The organism is Xanthomonas bonasiae (assembly GCF_014836395.1).
In the GTDB taxonomy this organism is placed as follows: Bacteria; Pseudomonadota; Gammaproteobacteria; order Xanthomonadales; family Xanthomonadaceae; genus Xanthomonas_A; species Xanthomonas_A bonasiae.
The window spans coordinates 176,353-194,249 of record NZ_JACSQX010000006.1 but is presented as its reverse complement, the minus strand read 5'-3'; the positions used below and the strand labels follow the sequence as shown (position 1 = coordinate 194,249).

The following is a 17,897-nucleotide window of genomic DNA, read 5'->3' as shown; positions in this document are numbered from 1 at the left end:
CGGTGACGCACCGATGGCGCTGCCGCTAAGCTGTGGCGATGACCGCCGCATCCACCGCCACCGCTTCCCGTCCGCGCGCGCTGCTGCCGTGGCGGCTGCTGGCGCTGTTCTACGATGCCTGGCCGGTATTGGCGCTGTGGTTCGCGATCTCCGCACTGTTCACCCTGGGCTACACGCTCGAAGGCCATGCGCCGCGCGAGAACATCGCCCCGTTCAGCGCCTTGCAGTGGCTGCTGTGGCTGTGCTGCTGGCTGGCCGCCGGGCTGTACGCGACGCTGAGCTGGCGCCGCGGCGGCCAGACCCTGGGCATGCGCCCGTGGCGGCTGCGCCTGCACGGCGCCGATGGCGGCACGCCGAGTTGGGGCGCGCTGTGGCGGCGCTACCTGGTCGGCACGCTGTCGCTGCTGCTGGGCGGGCTGGGGTTCTGGTGGGCGCTGTTCGATCGCGACCGGTTGACGTGGCACGACCGTGCCAGCGGCACGCGGTTGGTTCGACTTCCGAAGCAAACGCCCTGACCGCAGCGCATGGGCACGCGGCGAACCCGATTGCCGCGTCAATGCCACTGCGGCGCAAGGCGCTCCGCTCAGCCCGGTCGCGCAAGGCGTATCGCGATGCGGCGCAACGTCGCCCCCAGCAGATGTCCCGCCAAATACAGCAATAGCAGCAGCGGCGGCACCAGCAACACGTAACCGGCAATCCAGGACATGCCGCGCAACCACGCGTCGGCCCCCAGCGCATCCAGCACCAGCAACTGCGGGGTCAACGGCAGTTGCAGCAACACGAAGTGCCCTTTGTCGTCGGCACCCTGGGCACCCCACACGCACAACGCGGTCGGCACTGCATACAGCAGGCACAGGCCCACGCCGAGCAGGCTCAACCGGCGCATCGACTCAACTGCTGCGCTTGCGGAACAACAGCCACGACACGGTCAGCATCACCAGCGGCGGCAACGCGTAGGCGATGCGGTAGTCGAACTTGAGCGCGCCGGCCATGCGCCCGAAGAACAGCTGCAGCAGCCAGAACACCAGCGCGAACAGGATGCCCAGGAACAGGCGCTTGCCCATGCCGCCGCTGCGCAGCGCGCCGAACGCGAACGGGATCGCGGCGAAGCACAGCGCCAGCACGTTGACCGGATAGAACCAGCGGCTCCAGTACTGGTCCTCGTAGTCACGCGCGTCCAGGCCATTGCGGCGCCGGTACTCGATGCTGGTGTGCAGGTCGTGCGCGGACAGGTTGCGCGGCTTGGCCAGGCCCGAGGCCAGCGCCGCGGCGTCCAGCCGCGAGGCCCACGGCAGGCTGTCGAACTTCTCGCGCTGCACCGAACGCTCGGCGAAGGTGTCGCGGTAGGCCTGCTTCAGGGTCCAGCCGCTGCTGCGGTGCTCGGCGGTGGTGGCGTGGGTCAGCGAGGCCAGGCGACCGGCCTGGTCCAGCGTGTACAGGCGCACGTCGCGCAGCTCCAGCCAGGTGCCGCCGCTGCCTTCCAGGTGTTCCTCGCCGGCCTGCGCGTTGAGGAAGGTGTCGCCCTCGCGCGCCCACACCCCGGAGTAGCGGGCCATGCTCATGTTGCCGTTGTACTTGGCGTTGGCCTTGATCGTGTCGGCCTGGTTCTGCGCCCACGGCGCCAGAGTCTCGCCGCTGAACACCATCGCCACGGTCAGCAGCAGCATCGTCGCCGCCGCAGCCAGGCTCAGCCGCGGCCGCGACAGGCCCAGCGCGCGCAGCGCGGTCAGCTCGGAGGTGGCCGCCAGCTGCCCCAGGCCCATCAGCACGCCGATCACCGCGCCGGTCGGGAACAGGGTGTAGGCGCGCCGCGGCACGGTGTAGGCGACGAACGCCACGGCGTGGCCGAGGCTGTAGCTGCCCTTGCCGATGTCCTTGAATTCGTTGGACAAGGCCATGATCACGTCGAGCCCGAGCAGCACCGCCCAGGTCAGCAGGACGGTGCCGAGCACGGCGCGGCCGACGTAGACGTCGTGCAGGTTCGGACGCAGCCTCATGCCGGCTGCCTCCGCGGCCGCGACAGCTGGCCGTCGCGCAGATAGGTCCACACCGCCAGCACCAGCAGCGGCACGGTCAGCCACCACAGGCCCAGCGCGCGCGGCAGCTTGTCGGTGCTCAGCCACTGGGTGCCGATGAACATCAGGTTGGTGCCGACCAGGTAGGCCAGGAACGCCAGCATGATCCGGCCGTAGCGCTGCTGCCGCGGCGAACTGCGCGACAGCGGCAGGGTCAGCAGGGCGAAGGCCAGCGCCAGCAGCGGCGGGGCGATGCGCGCGTGCAGCTGCGCATTGGCCTGCGGCCGCGGGTCGCCGATCAGCTTGGCGGTGGGCAGCAGTTCCGGATCGTCGTCCTTGCGCGCCTCATCGCGGTCCGGCAGGGCCACGTCGTTGCTGACGTAGCGCATCAGCCGGTAGTCCATGCCGTCGCCGGCCAGCGGCCCTTCCACGCGGTAGCCGTCCTCCAGGCGCAGGTAGCGGTCGGCCTTGCCCTCGAAGAACATCGCGCCGCGCTGCGCGGTGACCACGTCCAGGCGGTCGTCCTTCTGCCGCTGCATGAACACCTTGCCCAGCTTGGTGCCGTCGCCGGACAGGGTGCTGATGTAGACGATGCCGCCATCGGACAGCGGGGTGAAGCGCCCGGCCTCCAGCCCGGCCATCAGCAGGCTGCGGTTGGCCTCGTCGATCAGCCGGTCGGAGGTGCGGTCGGCCCAGGGACCCAGCCACAGCGAGCACAGCCCGACCAGGGCCACCACCGGCACCACCAGCATCAGGATCGGCCGCAGCAGGCGCCGCGGGCCGACGCCGATGGCGGTGATCACCGCCATTTCCGAGTCGCGGTACAGCCGCGCCAGCGCCAGCAGCAGGCCCAGCATCAGCGCCAGCGGCAGGATCAGCGGCAGATACACCACGAACTGCAGGCCCAACTGGGAAAACAGCAACTTGGCCGGGATGCGGCCATCGGCGATGTTGCCCAGGATGTCGACCAGCACGCCGCCGACACTGACCACCAGCAACACGATGAGGGTCGCCAAGAAGCTCTGGATGAAATCGCGCAGCAGGTATCGATCGAGCTTCGGCATGGGGGTGGGTTGATTTAAACTCTCGGATTCGTTCGCGGCGGAGCCAGCCTAACCCGGCTGGACGTAAACAGCCCGCGATTGTACGGATTTGCCAACGGAATCTGATCAATGGCCCTGGAATTCACCCTGAACCACGACGCCCCGGCTACCGCGGCGTTCGATTGCATCGTCGTCGGCATGTTCGCCGACAAGCGCCTGTCGCCCGCCGCCCAGGCCCTGGATGCGGCCAGCGGCGGACGCCTGACGGCCCTGGCCGGCCGCGGCGACGTCAGCGGCAAGACCGGCGCCAGCGCGCTGCTGCACGACCTGCCCGGGGTGACCGCGCCGCGCGTGCTGGTGGTCGGCCTGGGCGAGGCCGCCAAGTTCGGCGTGCCGCAGTACCTGAAGGCGGTCGGCGACGCGGCGCGCGCGCTGAAGAGCGGGCCGTCCGCCAAGGCGCTGTTCACCCTGTCCGAGCTGGAGATCAAGGGCCGCGACCAGGCCTGGGCGATCCGCCAGGCGGTGATCGCCAGCGACCACGCCTGCTACCGCTACACCGCCACGCTGGGCAAGAAGAAGCCCGACGACAGCGGCCTGGCCAGCCTGGCCGTGCTCGGCGAGGACGCCACCGCGCTGGCCCAGGGCCAGGCCATCGCCGCCGGCGTCAAGTTCGCCCGCGAGCTCGGCAACCTGCCGCCGAACCTGTGCACCCCGGCCTACCTGGCAGAGACCGCGGCCGCCTTCGCCCACGGCGTCGACGGCGCCGAGGCCGAGATCCTCGACGAGACGCAGATGCAGGAACTGGGCATGGGCTCGCTGCTGGCGGTGGCGCGCGGCTCGGCCAACCGCCCGCGGCTGCTGGTGCTGAAGTGGAACGGCGGCGGCGACGCCAAGCCCTACGTGCTGGTCGGCAAGGGCATCACCTTCGATACCGGCGGCGTCAACCTGAAGACCCAGGGCGGCATCGAGGAGATGAAGTACGACATGTGCGGCGGCGCCAACGTCATCGGCACCTTCGTCGCCGCGGCGACGGCGCGCCTGCCGCTGAACCTGGTGGTGGTGGTGCCGGCGGTGGAGAACGCGATCGACGGCGACGCCTACCGCCCCTCCGACGTGATCACCAGCATGTCCGGCAAGACCATCGAGGTCGGCAACACCGACGCCGAAGGCCGCCTGATCCTGTGCGACGCGCTGACCTACGCCGAGCGCTTCAACCCCGAGGCGCTGATCGACGTGGCCACCCTGACCGGCGCCTGCATGGTCGCCCTCGGCCACCAGACCGCCGGCCTGATGAGCAAGCACGACGACCTGGCCAACGAACTGCTGGCCGCCGGCGAGCACGTGTTCGACCGCGCCTGGCGCCTGCCGCTGTGGGACGAATACCAGGGCCTGCTCGATTCCAGCTTCGCCGACGTCTACAACATCGGCGGCCGCTGGGCCGGCGCCATCACCGCCGGCTGCTTCCTGTCGCGCTTCACCGAAGGCCAGCGCTGGGCGCACCTGGACATCGCCGGCGTGGCCAGCGACGAAGGCAAGCGCGGCATGGCCACCGGTCGGCCGGTGGGGTTGTTGTCGCAGTGGTTGCTCGACCGCGCCGCAGGCGGCGCGGCGTGATTCGGGAGTCGGGATTGGGGATTCGCGAAAAGCGCGTCCCCTTTTCCCCCGTCCCGCACCTTCCGCCGGCGATCGTGACCTGCGTCAGCCAATCCCCAATCCCGAATAACGAATCCCTGCTCTGATGCGCGCCGATTTCTACCTGATCGCCAAGCCGCGCTTCCTCACCGAGCCGCTGCGGCTGGTGTGCGAGCTGGCGCGCAAGGCCAACGACGCCAATCTGTGGACGCTGGTGATGGCGCGCGACCAGGCACAGGCCGAGGAACTGGACGAGTTGCTGTGGGCGTTCGACGACGACGCCTATATCCCGCACCAGATCGCCGGCGCCGATGTCGACGAGGAAGAGGCGCAGGTGCTGATCGTCCCACCCGGCGTGGACGCGCCGTCGCGCGCGCTGGTGATCAACCTGCGCGACGACGCCTACCGCGGCACCTGCGAGCGCGTGCTGGAAGTGGTGCCGGCCGACCCCGCCGCGCGCGAACCGCTGCGCGAACGCTGGAAACAGTACAAGGCGCTGGGCTTCGAGGTCAGCAAGTACGACATGTGATGAGGCCGGGATTGGGGAGTGGGGATTCGAGATTAGTCTCCACGTCACTTCCATCGGCCACGTCTCAGTCCCCGTCCCTGCGCTTCACCAATCCCGAATCACGAATCCCCAATCCCGGCTCCTCAATGACCACCCTCGCCCCCAGCTACGACCCCACCTCCTTCGAATCGCGCCTGTACGCCCAGTGGGAGGCGGCCGGCTATTTCAAGCCGTCCGGGCAGGGCGAGGCGTACACGGTGCTGCTGCCGCCGCCGAACGTGACCGGCACCCTGCACATGGGCCACGCCTTCCAGCAGACGCTGATGGACGCGCTGGTGCGCTACCACCGCATGCGCGGCTTCGACACGCTGTGGCAGGTCGGCAGCGACCACGCCGGCATCGCCACCGAGATGGTGGTGTCGCGCAACCTGGCGCTGGAAGGCAAGGGCGAGACCCGCGACTCGCTGGGGCGCGAGGGCTTCATCGCCAAGGTGTGGGAGTGGAAGGCGCAGTCGGGCGACACCATCGAGCGGCAGATGCGCCGCCTGGGCACCTCCAGCGACTGGTCGCGTAGCACCTTCACCATGGACCCGCAGCCGTCGGCGGCGGTGGTCGAGGCGTTCGTGCGCTGGCACGAACAGGGCCTGATCTACCGCGGCCAGCGCCTGGTCAACTGGGACCCGGTGCTGAAGACCGCGATCTCCGACCTGGAAGTGGAGAACGTGGAGGAAGACGGCTTCCTGTGGTCGATCGCCTACAAACTCGAGGACGGCGCCAGCTACGAGCACGTCGAGCACGACGCCGACGGCAACGAGACCCTGCGCGAAACCCGCGACTACCTAGTGGTGGCCACCACGCGCCCGGAAACCCTGCTCGGCGACACCGCGGTGATGGTGCACCCGCAGGACGCGCGCTACGCGCACCTGATCGGCAGGACGGTGACGCTGCCGCTGACCGGCCGCCAGGTGCCGGTGATCGGCGACGACTACGTGGACCGCGCGTTCGGCACCGGCGTGGTCAAGGTCACGCCGGCGCACGATTTCAACGATTACCAGGTCGGCGTGCGCCACAGCCTGCCGATGATCAACCTGTTCACCCCGACCGCGGCGATCAACGACAACGCGCCGGAGAAGTATCGTGGCCTGGACCGCTACGACGCGCGCAAGGCGGTGCTGGCCGATCTGGAAGACCTCGGCATCCTGGTCGAGACCAAGCCGCACAAGCTGCAGGTACCGCGCGGCGACCGCACCGGCCAGGTGATCGAGCCCTACCTCACCGACCAGTGGTTCGTGAAGATGGACGCGCTGGCCAAACGCGGCCTGGAACTGGTCGAGTCGGGCCAGGTCAAGTTCGTGCCGCCGAACTGGATCAACACCTATCGGCACTGGATGGAGAACATCCAGGACTGGTGCATCAGCCGCCAGCTGTGGTGGGGCCACCGCATTCCGGCCTGGTTCGACGACGCCGGCACTTGCTACGTCGGTCGCGACGAGGCCGAGGCGCGCGCGAAGCACGGCCTTGGCGCCGATGTCGCCCTGCACCAGGACAGCGACGTGCTGGAGACCTGGTTCTCCTCGCAGCTGTGGCCGTTCTCGACGATGGGCTGGCCCGATCCGCAGGCGATGGCCGAGCGCGGTTTCGATCGCTACCTGCCGTCGAGCGTGCTGGTCACCGGCTTCGACATCATCTTCTTCTGGGTGGCGCGGATGATCATGGCCACCGACAGCTTCACCGGCCAGGTGCCGTTCCGCGACGTGTACATCACCGGCCTGATCCGCGACAAGGACGGGCAGAAGATGTCCAAGTCCAAGGGCAACGTGCTCGATCCGCTGGACATCATCGACGGCATCAGCATCGAGGACCTGGTCGCCAAGCGCACCACCGGGCTGATGAAGCCCAAGGACGCCCCGAAGATCGAGAAGGCCACGCGCAAGGAATTCCCCGAGGGCATCATCGCCCACGGCGCCGACGCGCTGCGCTTCACCATCGCCGCGCTGGCCGGCCACGGCCGCGACATCAAGTTCGACCTCGGCCGCGCCGAGGGCTACAAGAATTTCTGCAACAAGCTGTGGAACGCCAGCCGCTTCGTGCTCATGAACACGGAGGGACGGGACTCGGGACTCGGGACTCGGGACTCGGCACAGCACGCGCCGGTCACCGATGCCGAGAAGTGGATCCTGGTGCGGCTGGACAAGGTCGCCGCCGAAGCGCAGGCGCACTACGCCGCCTACCGCTTCGATCTGCTCGCGCAATCGCTGTACGAGTTCGCCTGGAACGAGTTCTGCGACTGGTTCCTGGAGCTGACCAAGCCGGCCTTGAACGGCGACGACGCGGTCGCCGCCGACAGCACCCGTCACACCCTGCTGCAGGTGCTGGAGACGCTGCTGCGCCTGCTGCACCCGCTGACCCCGTTCGTCACCGAGGAACTGTGGCAGCAGGTGGCGCCGCGCCTGGGCATCGCCGCGCCGACCATCTCGCTGCAACCGTATCCGCGCGCCGGCGACCTGGACGTGAGCGCCTACGCCGGTGCCGAAGCCGATATCGAATGGCTCAAGGCCATGGTCTCGGCGCTGCGCCGGGTGCGCAGCGAACTCAACGTGCCGCCGTCCAGGCTGGTGCCGCTGCTGCTGCAGGGCGGCCACGCCGAAGACCGCGCGCGGGTGGAACGCTTCGCCTCGCAGCTGAAGTTCCTGCTGCGGCTGGAGGCGATCCAGTGGCTGGACGCGGCGCAGGACGCACCGCCGGCCGCGGCGGCGATCGTCGGCGAACTGCGGCTGCTGGTGCCGCTGGAAGGGCTGGTCGACCTGGATGCCGAACGCACCCGCCTGGACAAGGAGATCAAGCGCGTGGACGCGGAGATCGGCAAGTGCAACGGCAAGCTCGGCAACGCCACCTTCGTGCAGAACGCACCGGCGGCGGTGGTCGAACAGGAACGCGCGCGCCTGGCCGACTGGACCACGCAACTGGCTGGCCTGCGCGAGCAGCGCGCCAAGCTGTAAGTCGCGGACAATCCCAAGCGCATGAAGCTGCGCGTGCCGCCGCCGCTGATCGTGGTCGCCGGCGCGCTGTGCGCATGGGTTGCCGCACATGCCTGGCCGGCGGCGACGTTGCTGCTGCCGGGTCAACGCCCGTTGGGCGCAGCGATGATCGTTGCCGGAGCGGTCGCCAACGTGGCGCCCAAGCTGCATTTTCGCCGCGCCGGGACCACGGTCAATCCGTTGCACCCGCAGCGCGCCAGCGCCTTGGTGCAATCCGGGCTGCATCGCTATTCGCGTAACCCGATGTACGTGGGGCATGCGCTGATACTGCTGGGCTTGCTACTGTGCCTCGGCCATCCGGCCGCAGGTCTTTCCCTGGTGCTCTACCTGCTGTACGTCGATCGCGTGCAGATTCCGAGCGAAGAAGAGGCATTACGCGAACGTTTCGGCGCGGACTACGCGGGTTATTGCCGGCGCGTGCGCCGCTGGCTGTAGAGGGAATTTCACAACGACGACAATCGACCGCCGCCCGGCATCGCGGGCGGCGGTCTTCAACACTCAGAGCTTGCCGGCGCCCGCCTTGGCCTTGACGTCGTTCGCCACCTGGTTCGCCGGCAACAGCGAATAGGTGTACGGCGGGGTCCAGCCGATGCTGTTGTTCCACGAGCAGGTCAGCGCCTTGCCGTTGAGCAGCGAGCCGAAATCGCGGTACACGCTGCCGCCGTAGTTGGCCGCGATCTTGTCGCAGCTGCTGACCCCGCTGATGTCGAAGGCGTTGTTCTCGGAGAAGATCTTCGACTCCTTGCCGACGCCATGCGCATGCGAGAACGGATACACCGCGTGGCTGGTGCTGCCGACGTGGTAGTTGTTGTACAGGTGCACCTGGCCGAACCGCACCCGCGGCGCGCGCGCGGAAATGTTCTCGAACAGCGTGTTGTGGATGGTCACCTTGAGCTTGCCGCTGTCGGTGCTGGAGGCGCTGTCGCTGGAGCCGATCAGGTTGTTCTTCTCGTGCGACTTGAACGCCGAGTACGAGATGGTCACGTAGTTGGCGCCCTTCTTGACGTCCAGCGCGCCGTCGTGATGCTGCTTGGGGCGGCCGTTGGCGGTGCCGTTCTGGTCGTCGGTGCGGCGCCCGTCGGTGAAGGTGACATGGTCCACCCACACGTTGCTGGCGCCTTCGATGGTCAGGCCGTCGTACTCGGAATTCCAGTTGCCGGCGCTGCCGTCGTCCGGATCCCACACCGGCTGCGGATCCCACGGATTCTCGATGGTGAGGTTGCGGATGATCACGTCGTTGGCCTTGACGTACAGATAGCCTTCGCGGATCTGCGCATTGGAACCGACGCCGATCAGCGTGGTCTTGGTGGGGACGTCCAGGCGCGCGCGGCTCTTCATGTCCGCGGTGGTGCTGTACGGCGTGCCCTCGCTGACGTCGATGATGCCGCTGATCTTGATGATGCGGCCGTTGCTGCCGACGCTGGCCTTCAGCGCGGTCTTCAGCTGCGCGGCGGTGCTGACGCTGTAGACGTTGGCCGCCGCGGCCTTGGAGCCGCCCTTGGTGCCGCCGTTCTGCGTCGCCCACCCGGTGCTGGCGACCTCCAGGCTGGCATCGGCGTAGGCGCTGCCGGTCGCGCCCGCCAGACAGACTGCAAGCGCAATCGCGTGGGTGAGCGTGCGCGGGGATGCGATGAGTGACTGTGTCTTCATCCTGGAACCTCGTAAGCATGGGTGGAGTCGTCGCACGCGTGGCGCGGTTCCGCAGCGCGGAAAACGCAAGCGACGCGCGCGCATTCGCTGTCCCTTCGGACAACTGCGCCTCATGCCATCGAATCAGGCAGCGCCGAAGAGGCGCGCACTGTAGGGAGCGCGTTCGGCTTGGGAAGAGACAAATGCAGCGCGTGCGGATCCAACGCTGCGATATGGGGAAGGCATCTAACAAAACCCACTGGCGATGCCGCTTTCGCATCCGCTCCCGCTGCGGGACAACAACGCTGTCCCGACGACATGTCGCGACATTGCGCGAATGCGCGATGCATTCCGAACGTGCTGAAAAATCCGTGTCGCAGGCGGCATCGTCGGCAGGCATCGGCAGAGCGACAGCGGGCGACACCGGGTCTATCGGTCGCGGCTGGCAACACCGATCACGTCCATCGCGACCGATGGCCCTGGATCACCCGGCGTCGCTCCCACCGCATTCCGCCGGCCGCAAAACGGCCAAGGCCGAAATGCTCCAATCATCGGAAGTGAAACGGCGCGCACCGCCCGCAGAGTGGCGGCGGCGGCAGGCCGTCGCGGGTTACGACATGCCTTCGAAGAACAGTTCGATCGCCATCACCAGCGCGTCCTCGCGGCCGTTCGCCGCCGGGTAGTAGCGCGGGCGGCGGCCGATCTCGTTGAAACCTTCGCTGTGGTACAGCGCGATCGCGCTGGGATTGGACGGGCGCACTTCCAGGAACACGCGGCGCGCGCCCAGGTCGGCGCCGTACTTGATCAGCGCGCGCAGCAGCAGGCGGCCGTAGCCGCGCGATTGCCGTTCCGGCGCGATGCAGACGTTGAGGATGTGCGCCTCGTCGGCGGCGACGCTGATCACGCCGTAGCCGACGATCTGGCCCTGCTCCAGCAGCACCCAGCCCGGATAACCGGCCTGCAGGCAATCGCGGAAGATGCCGCGCGTCCACGGGAACGGATAGGCGCGGCGCTCGATCTCCATCACCGTGTCGAGGTCGGTCTCGCGCAACGTGCGCAGCGTGGCCGCCGCCGGCGAGGACGCCGTGCCCAGCGCGCTCATCGCGGCGCCTGCTTGCGCAGCGCGCGCAGCTGCGGCCACAGCGCGCGCTTGGCGGCGGCATTGCCGCGCAGTTCGGCCAGCGGCCAGGTCGCCATCAACGTCTGCGTGGCCGGATCGTTCGGATTGCGCCCGGAGGCGCGCAACAACGCGATCTGCAGCCGATCCGGCAGACGCAGGCCGGCGCGGCGCGCAGCCGGCGCAGGCGCCGCGCGTTGCGGCTCCGGATAGTCCGCGGGCGCGGCCGGCGCCCGCCCGCGCGGCGACGGCTCCGCAGGCGCGGGCGCTGCGGCGCGCGGCGCGTGAGCCGGTGTCGCGTGCGCGGACGCCCTGGCCGGCGCAGCCACGTCGGCGGCAGGGGCATCGCGCTCCTCGGCCAGCGCCGGCTGCGCGACCACCGCGCCGACGTCGGCGTCGGCCCCGACATAGAGCGTATGGCCCAATGCCTGCAGCCAGCCGTGCTGCTCGGCCGACCACAGCGGCGCGGCGTTGGCCATCGCCTCGCTCACGTCGCGTCCGGCAGCTTGCGCCAGCGCCGCCACAGCCAGTAGCAGGGGCCGGACAGGGCGTACAGCACGCCGATCGCCAGCAACGCGCGCGACAGGTCGATGACCAGCACCGCGATCACCACCGGCGCCAGCACCAGCATCAGGAACGGCACCCGGTCGGCACGCGGGCCTTTGGCGGCGCCGCCCTTGAAGCTCCAGAAACGGATGCGGCTGACCATCAGCAGCGCCGCGACCACGGTCACGCCCAGCGCCACGTAGCGCAGCTGCTCGCCGTCCCAGCCCAGGTTGCCGTCGGCGAACGCCCACACGAAGGCCATCATCAGCCCCGCCGCGGCCGGACTGGCCAGGCCCACGAACCAGCGCTTGTCGACGGTGCCGACCTGGGTGTTGAAGCGCGCCAGGCGCAGCGCGGCGCAGGCCGCGTACAGGAACGCCACCGACCAGCCGACCCGGCCCATCACGCTGCCGTCGAACTTCAGCGCCGACAGCGACCAGTGGTACATCACCAGCGCCGGGGCCATGCCGAAGCTGACTAGGTCGGCCAGCGAGTCGTACTGCACGCCGAATTCGCTGCTGGTGCCGGTCAGCCGCGCCACCCGCCCGTCCAGCCCGTCCATCACCGCGGCGACGAACACCGCCACGCTGGCGTGCACGAACTGGCCGTTGGCGGCGGCGATGATGGCGTAGAAACCGGAGAACAGGCCGGCGGTGGTGAACAGGTTCGGCAGCAGATAGATGGTGCGCGAACGGGGAGGCGGTCGGGATGGGTCCATGCCGGGCAGTTTAATCGACTTGCCAGGCCCGACGGCGGGTGCTGCAATCGGCCCTCGCCCTCGTGCCCCCGGAGAACGTGATGCGCGCCCTGACCCGGCTTTGCTGCCTGTCCCTGCTCGCCGCCAGCGGCGTGGCCGGCGCCGCCACCCTGTACCAATGGAAGGATGCGCAGGGCGTCACCCACTATTCGCAGAGCCCTCCGCCCGGCGGCAAGTACCAGGCGCGGCGGGTCGACCGCCACGGCGACGCCCCGGTCGAGGCCACCGAAGCCGCCGCCCCGGCCGAGAACGCCAACTGCCTGAGCGCGCGCAAGAACCTGGAGATCCTGGGCAAGCCGGGCAAGGTGATGACCGACCGCGACGGCGACGGCAAGCCCGACGCGGAGCTGGACGACGCCCAGCGCGACGCGCAGAAGGGCCTGGCCGAGGCCGCGATCAAGGCCTATTGCGCGCCCCCCGCCGCCGCGGAGTGAGCGCGCCGCGGCGGCACGGACGCGGCGCTGGCCGCCGCACATCCCCGCAGCGCCGGCAATGACTGGCAAAATGGGCGCCCGCCGTTAGCGAAGCCCCTCGATGCGCCTTTCCCAGTTCCACCTGCACACCACCAAGGAAACTCCGGCCGACGCCGAGCTGGTCAGCCACCGGCTGATGCTGCGCGCCGGCATGATCCGCAAGCTCGCCTCCGGCCTGTACACCTGGTCGCCGCTGGGTCTGCGCGTGCTGCGCAAGGTGGAAGCGGTGGTGCGCGAGGAAATGAACCGCGCCGGCGCGGTGGAAGTGCTGTTCCCGACCATCCAGCCGCGCGAACTGTGGGACGCCACCGGGCGCTGGAAGAAGTTCGGCGGCCTGATGCTGCGGATGAAGGACCGCAAGGAGCAGGAATACTGCTACAGCCCCACCGCCGAGGAGGCCGCCGCCGATTTCGCGCGCCAGGAACTGAGCAGCTACAAGCAGCTGCCGGTCAATTTCTACCAGATCCAGACCAAGTTCCGCGACGAGATCCGGCCGCGCTTCGGGGTGATGCGCGCGCGCGAGTTCCTGATGAAGGACGCCTATTCGTTCCACGTCAGCGACGAGGACCTGGCCCGCGAATACGAGAACATGAAGGCCGCCTACAGCCGCATCTTCACCCGCCTGGGCCTGCAGTTCCGCGCGGTGCAGGCCGATTCCGGCGACATCGGCGGCGACGCCTCGCAGGAATTCCACGTGCTGGCCGAGTCCGGCGAGGACTCGCTGGCGTTCTCCACCGGTTCGGACTACGCCGCCAATGTCGAGACCGCGGTCGCCGCCGATCCTGCGCCCCGCGCGGCGGCGCAGGAGGAACTGCGCAAGGTCGCCACGCCCACCCAGAAGACCTGCGAGGCCGTGGCGCAATTGCTCGGCGTCGCGCTGCAGCGCACGGTCAAGTCGGTCGCGGTGATGGCCGGCGACGCGTTCGTGCTGGCGCTGGTGCGCGGCGATCACGCGGTGAACGAGATCAAGCTGGGCAAGGTCGCCGGCCTGGCCGGCTACCGCATGGCCAACGAGGCCGAGATCCGCGCCCACCTCGGCAGCGAGCCGGGCTTCCTCGGACCGCTGAACCCCAGCCAGCCGATCCGCGTGGTCGCCGACCGCGACGTGGCGGCGATGGCCGATTTCGTGGTCGGCGCCAACGAGACCGGCTTCCATCTGGCCGGGGTCAACTGGGGCCGCGACCTGCCCGAGCCGGACACCGTGGCCGACCTGCGCAACGTGGTCGAAGGCGAGCGCGCGCACGACGGCGGCGAGATCCGCCTGGCGCGCGGCATCGAAGTCGGCCATGTGTTCCAGCTCGGCCGCCAGTATGCGCAGGCGCTGGACGCCACCGTGCTGGACGAGAACGGCAAGACCGTGGCGATGGCGATGGGCTGCTACGGCATCGGCATTTCGCGCATCGTCGCCGCGGCGATCGAGCAGAACCACGACGAGGCCGGCATCCGCTGGCCGCAGCCGATGGCGCCGTGGTCGGTGGCGGTGTGCGTGATCAATCCCAAGCGCGATCCGGCGATCGACGCGGCCGGCGAGGCGCTGCTGGCCGAACTGCAGCAGGCCGGCCTGGACGCCGCGCTCGACGATCGCGGCCTGCGCGCCGGCGCGATGTTCGCCGATATCGAACTGATCGGCATCCCGCACCGCGTGGTGGTCTCCGAGCGCGGGCTGGCCGCCGGCACCTTCGAATATCGCGCGCGCAGCGGCGGCGACGCCGAGAACCTGGACCGCGCCGGATTGCTGGCGCGCCTGCAGGGTTAATCGGAAAGGCCGGGAATATATCCCGGCCTTTTTTTTGCGCCGCGATTCGTCACGACGCGGCCTCGACATTTGCCGGGTCAATATGCGATCGAATCAGCGGCGTTACCCCGCGTTGATTTGACAATCGGAATTCGGTGCGTATAAGTGACACCCAGGCCGATCCAGCGATCGGCGTGCCTATCGAAATACCCGGAATATTTGTCAATCCGATAAAGCGATATTATGATTCCGCTCTAGCCAGGGAATGGCTGTATGCCCATCACCCATTTTCCGGAGTACAAATGACCATCGATCTCAGTGGCCTGTCGGCCAAGCAGTTGGGCGCTCTCATCAAGACGGCCAAGAAGCAACAGACCATCGTCGCCAAGCGCACGCCCATCGCCAAGGTCCGCACGCAGCTGGCACGCCTGGCCAAGTCGCACGGTTACAGCATCGACGAAGTCTTCGATGGCGCCGCTCCGGCCAAGCGCGGCCGCAAGCCGGCTGCCGGCAAGCCGGGTCCGAAGCCGGGCCGCAAGCTGGGCAAGGTGCCGCCGAAGTACCGCAATCCGGCCAATACCGCCGAAACCTGGACCGGCCGCGGCAAGCAGCCGCGCTGGCTGGCCGAGCAGGTGGCCAAGGGCAAGAAGGTCGACGACTTCCTGATCGCAGCGCCGGCCAAGTCCGCCGCGCCGGCCAAGAAGACGGCGAAGAAGGCCACCAAGAAAGTCGCCAAGGTCGCCAAGAAAGCCAGCAAGTCCGCCGCCCCGAAAAACTGATCGGCACCCCGATCCGGCAACGGGTCGGGGATCGGTCGTTTATTCGAGAAACGCCGGCGCAAGCCGGCGTTTTTTATGCCTGCCGCAGCGACCGCGGAACTAGAGATTCTTCCGCGCCGGCACCAGCAGATTGCCGAACAGCAGGCCGGCGACCAGCGCCATCACGATATTGGTCACCGCCAGCAGCGCCGACTGCCCGCCGGACACGTCGTGCTGCTGCACCAGGGTCAGCAGTCCGCGCAGGCTGGCGCTGCCGGGCACCAGCATGATGATGCCGGGCAGGCGGATCAGCGCGCCCGGACGCTGCACCAGCCGGCCGAACAGATTGCCGGCCGCGGTCAGCGACATCGCCGACAGGAAGATCCCGACCGGGCTGCCCCAGGCCTCGCCGGCGAAGCGCGCGATCGCGTAGCCGGCCACCGAGGCGGCCATCACCCACGGATAGTCGCGGCCGTTGGCCTTGAACAGCAACGCGAACGCGTACGCCGCGACCAGCAGCGACGCCCATTCCACCCACACCGCCTGCGGCCGCGACGCGTGCACCAGCGGCTCCAGTCCGAGCAACTGCGCCAGGGTCACCGCGATCACCGCGCCCACGGTGAGCTTGAGGATGGTGGTGACCGCGCCGGCGAAGCGCGCCGTGCCGGACACCCAGTGCTGGCTGGTCAGTTCGTTGACCGCATTGGTCAGCGCCATCCCCGGCAGCAGCACCACCAGCGAGGCGATGATCACCGAATTGAGGTTCAGCGGCGCCACGAAGGTCGCCACCAGCGCGGCGACCACGCCGGCCAGCAGCGCCGCCAGCGCCTCGTTGGCCTCCTTGGCGGCCGGGCGCTTGTCGGTGAGCTGGGTCAGCGCGCCGATCAGCAGGCCGATCGCGGTGGCGGTGGCGATATCCAGCCACGGCAGCCGCCACAGCCCGGCCACGCCGAGCGCGGCCAGGCCGAAGCCGAGCACCTGCATCGCCTTCCAGCGCCGCCCCGGCGGTCGGTCCAGCTGGCGCAGCGCGGTATGGCCCTGGGCCACGCTCATGCGTCCGCTGGCGACGTCGTCGGCGATGCTGTCGGCGACGCTGAGCTTGTGCAGATCGTTGTCGCCCGGCGCCAGCCGCACCACGCGGGTGATGTCGCTGGAGCCGATCGCCTTGGTCGGATCGCTGAAGCTGAGGATCAGCCCGGTCGGGTTGGACCAGGGTTCGCAATCCAGGTCCAACTGCTGCGACAACGCCACCACCGCCGCCTCCAGGCGTTGCGCGGTGGTGCCGTAGGTGTGCAGGCGGCCGGCGATCTCGGAGACGAAGGCGATCCGTTGCGCATAGGTGGCGCTGGCAGAGGGAGTGGCGATGGGCGCGGCTTGCATGTCGGCTAGTATGGCGCGAACCCCGCGCACAGCCACCCTGTGGCGCACGACGACATTGCGGTGCAGGCGAAACAGGTATGCTCGCGCCCGGACACCCCATGATCGAACCGCAACCGCCAACACTCAGCCAGGACGACCGAGACCCCACGCGGGTGCGGCTATCCGGCAGTTGGACGCTGGCCACCGCGCTGGCGTCGTCCGACGTGCTGCGCACGCTGCCGGCCGGCACCACCGGCATCGACGCCAGCGGCATCGGCCAGCTGGATTCGGCCGGCGTGCTGCAGCTGATGCGCTACGCCACCCGCAACGGCATCGCCCACGAGGCACTGAACTTCCGCCACGACCACCAGGCGCTGGTCAGCACCATCGAGGACGTCGCCGACGACCGCCCCAAGCGCAAGCGCGACTACGGCTTCGCCGCGGCGCTGGAGCGCCTGGGCTACGCGGTGCACCGCAACGGCAAGGAGATCGTCGCCCTGGTCGGCTTCCTCGGCGAGACCCTGGTCAAGGTGCTGCGCCTGGTGCACGAACCGCGGCGTTTCCGCCTGACCTCCACCGTGCACCACATGGAACAGGTCGGGCTGGACGCGGTGCCGCTGGTCGCCCTGCTGTCCTATCTGGTCGGCGCGGTGATCGCGTTCCTGGGCTCGACCATCCTGCGCGACTTCGGCGCCGAGATCTACGTGGTGGAACTGGTCAGCATCGCCTTCCTGCGCGAATTCGCGGTGCTGCTGACCGCGATCGTGCTGGCCGGGCGCACCGCCAGCGCGTTCACCGCGCAGATCGGCGCGATGAAGGCGCGCGAAGAGGTGGATGCGATCCAGACCCTGGGTCTGGACCCGATGGACCTGCTGGTGATCCCGCGGCTGGTGGCGCTGCTGGTGATGCTGCCGCTGCTGACCTTCGTGGCGATGATCGCCGGCCTGGCCGGCGGCGTCACCGTCGGCGCCTTCGACCTGGGCATCCCGCCGCAGATGTACCTGGCGCGCATGCACGACACCATCCAGCTGCGACACATGCTGGTGGGCCTGTCGAAGGCGCCGATCTTCGCGATCGTGATCGGCCTGATCGGCTGTCTGGAAGGCCTGCGCGTGGAAGGCACCGCGCAATCGGTCGGCGAGCGCACCACCTCCAGCGTGGTGCAGACGATCTCGCTGGTGATCATCATCGACGCGATCGCCGCGCTGTGGTTCATGAACGTGGGGTGGTGATGGAGCCGGGATTGGAGATTGGGAATTGGGGATTCGTTGAAGGCGGGCGCCGCGC

General features: G+C 68.9%; 17 protein-coding genes. 9 read left to right on the top strand and 8 right to left on the bottom strand.

Annotation, left to right across the window (positions count from 1 at the left end; all coding sequences use genetic code 11):
* Positions 1 to 38: 38 nt before the first annotated feature.
* The gene (locus H9658_RS11510; protein WP_191825442.1) at positions 39 to 515 is read left to right on the top strand and encodes an RDD family protein; all 477 of its coding nucleotides are present in this window, start codon (positions 39 to 41) and stop codon (positions 513 to 515) included.
* Positions 516 to 583: 68 nt separating this feature from the next.
* Here H9658_RS11510 and H9658_RS11505 read toward each other — a convergent pair whose 3' ends face one another.
* Genes H9658_RS11505 through lptF form a run of 3 tightly spaced genes read right to left on the bottom strand, consistent with a single transcriptional unit; the run spans position 584 to position 3,079 of the window.
* On the bottom strand, positions 584 to 886 hold the full coding sequence (locus H9658_RS11505) for a hypothetical protein (protein ID WP_179568537.1): 303 nt from the start codon (positions 884 to 886) through the stop codon (positions 584 to 586).
* A 4-nt stretch (positions 887 to 890) separates the two neighbouring features.
* Positions 891 to 1,997 (bottom strand): LPS export ABC transporter permease LptG, encoded by a 1,107-nt coding sequence (lptG, locus tag H9658_RS11500; protein ID WP_191825441.1) that lies wholly within the window; start codon positions 1,995 to 1,997, stop codon positions 891 to 893.
* Entirely contained in the window at positions 1,994 to 3,079 is a 1,086-nt protein-coding gene (gene lptF, locus H9658_RS11495) for an LPS export ABC transporter permease LptF (protein ID WP_191825440.1), read from the bottom strand. The genes lptG and lptF overlap by 4 nt, the downstream gene beginning before the upstream one ends.
* Before the next feature lie 108 nt (positions 3,080 to 3,187).
* Here lptF and H9658_RS11490 point away from each other — a divergent pair, with 108 nt between their 5' ends.
* The 4 genes from H9658_RS11490 to H9658_RS11475 all read left to right on the top strand — a co-directional run bounded on the left by H9658_RS11490 (position 3,188) and on the right by H9658_RS11475 (position 8,671).
* Positions 3,188 to 4,672, top strand: a complete 1,485-nt coding sequence (locus H9658_RS11490; protein WP_191825439.1) for a leucyl aminopeptidase — start codon at positions 3,188 to 3,190, stop codon at positions 4,670 to 4,672.
* Between the two features lie 121 nt (positions 4,673 to 4,793).
* Positions 4,794 to 5,219 carry a DNA polymerase III subunit chi gene (locus H9658_RS11485; protein ID WP_191825542.1) on the top strand — a complete coding sequence of 142 codons (426 nt, stop codon included), beginning with the start codon at positions 4,794 to 4,796 and terminating at the stop codon, positions 5,217 to 5,219.
* A 125-nt stretch (positions 5,220 to 5,344) separates the two neighbouring features.
* Positions 5,345 to 8,197: a valine--tRNA ligase gene (locus H9658_RS11480; protein WP_191825438.1), complete on the top strand. Its 2,853-nt coding sequence runs from the start codon at positions 5,345 to 5,347 to the stop codon at positions 8,195 to 8,197.
* Between the two features lie 21 nt (positions 8,198 to 8,218).
* Positions 8,219 to 8,671: a methyltransferase family protein gene (locus tag H9658_RS11475; protein ID WP_191825437.1), complete on the top strand. Its 453-nt coding sequence runs from the start codon at positions 8,219 to 8,221 to the stop codon at positions 8,669 to 8,671.
* Between the two features lie 63 nt (positions 8,672 to 8,734).
* Here H9658_RS11475 and H9658_RS11470 read toward each other — a convergent pair whose 3' ends face one another.
* From H9658_RS11470 to pssA, 4 genes are all read right to left on the bottom strand, one after another.
* Entirely contained in the window at positions 8,735 to 9,886 is a 1,152-nt protein-coding gene (locus H9658_RS11470; RefSeq protein WP_225209903.1) for a pectate lyase family protein, read from the bottom strand.
* Between the two features lie 589 nt (positions 9,887 to 10,475).
* Positions 10,476 to 10,967: a ribosomal protein S18-alanine N-acetyltransferase gene (gene rimI, locus H9658_RS11465; protein WP_179568555.1), complete on the bottom strand. Its 492-nt coding sequence runs from the start codon at positions 10,965 to 10,967 to the stop codon at positions 10,476 to 10,478.
* Positions 10,964 to 11,461, bottom strand: a complete 498-nt coding sequence (locus H9658_RS11460) for an alanine acetyltransferase (protein ID WP_191825541.1) — start codon at positions 11,459 to 11,461, stop codon at positions 10,964 to 10,966. Before H9658_RS11460 ends, rimI begins: the two co-directional genes overlap by 4 nt.
* An 8-nt stretch (positions 11,462 to 11,469) precedes the next feature.
* Complete coding sequence (gene pssA, locus H9658_RS11455) at positions 11,470 to 12,246, bottom strand: CDP-diacylglycerol--serine O-phosphatidyltransferase (protein WP_179568557.1); 777 nt, start codon at positions 12,244 to 12,246, stop codon at positions 11,470 to 11,472.
* Between the two features lie 80 nt (positions 12,247 to 12,326).
* Here pssA and H9658_RS11450 point away from each other — a divergent pair, with 80 nt between their 5' ends.
* The 3 genes from H9658_RS11450 (at position 12,327) to H9658_RS11440 (ending at position 15,272) form a co-directional block, all read left to right on the top strand.
* A complete protein-coding gene (locus tag H9658_RS11450) occupies positions 12,327 to 12,719 on the top strand; it encodes a DUF4124 domain-containing protein (RefSeq protein WP_191825436.1) in 393 nt (130 codons plus the stop codon).
* Positions 12,720 to 12,819: 100 nt separating this feature from the next.
* Positions 12,820 to 14,514: a proline--tRNA ligase gene (locus tag H9658_RS11445; protein WP_191825435.1), complete on the top strand. Its 1,695-nt coding sequence runs from the start codon at positions 12,820 to 12,822 to the stop codon at positions 14,512 to 14,514.
* Between the two features lie 281 nt (positions 14,515 to 14,795).
* Entirely contained in the window at positions 14,796 to 15,272 is a 477-nt protein-coding gene (locus H9658_RS11440) for an H-NS histone family protein (protein WP_191825434.1), read from the top strand.
* Between the two features lie 99 nt (positions 15,273 to 15,371).
* Here H9658_RS11440 and H9658_RS11435 read toward each other — a convergent pair whose 3' ends face one another.
* Entirely contained in the window at positions 15,372 to 16,631 is a 1,260-nt protein-coding gene (locus H9658_RS11435; RefSeq protein WP_179568563.1) for a threonine/serine exporter family protein, read from the bottom strand.
* A 98-nt stretch (positions 16,632 to 16,729) separates the two neighbouring features.
* On the opposite strand from H9658_RS11435, the gene H9658_RS11430 reads away from it, so the two are divergent.
* Complete coding sequence (locus tag H9658_RS11430; RefSeq protein WP_179568565.1) at positions 16,730 to 17,842, top strand: ABC transporter permease; 1,113 nt, start codon at positions 16,730 to 16,732, stop codon at positions 17,840 to 17,842.
* The last annotated feature ends 55 nt before the right edge of the window (positions 17,843 to 17,897 follow it).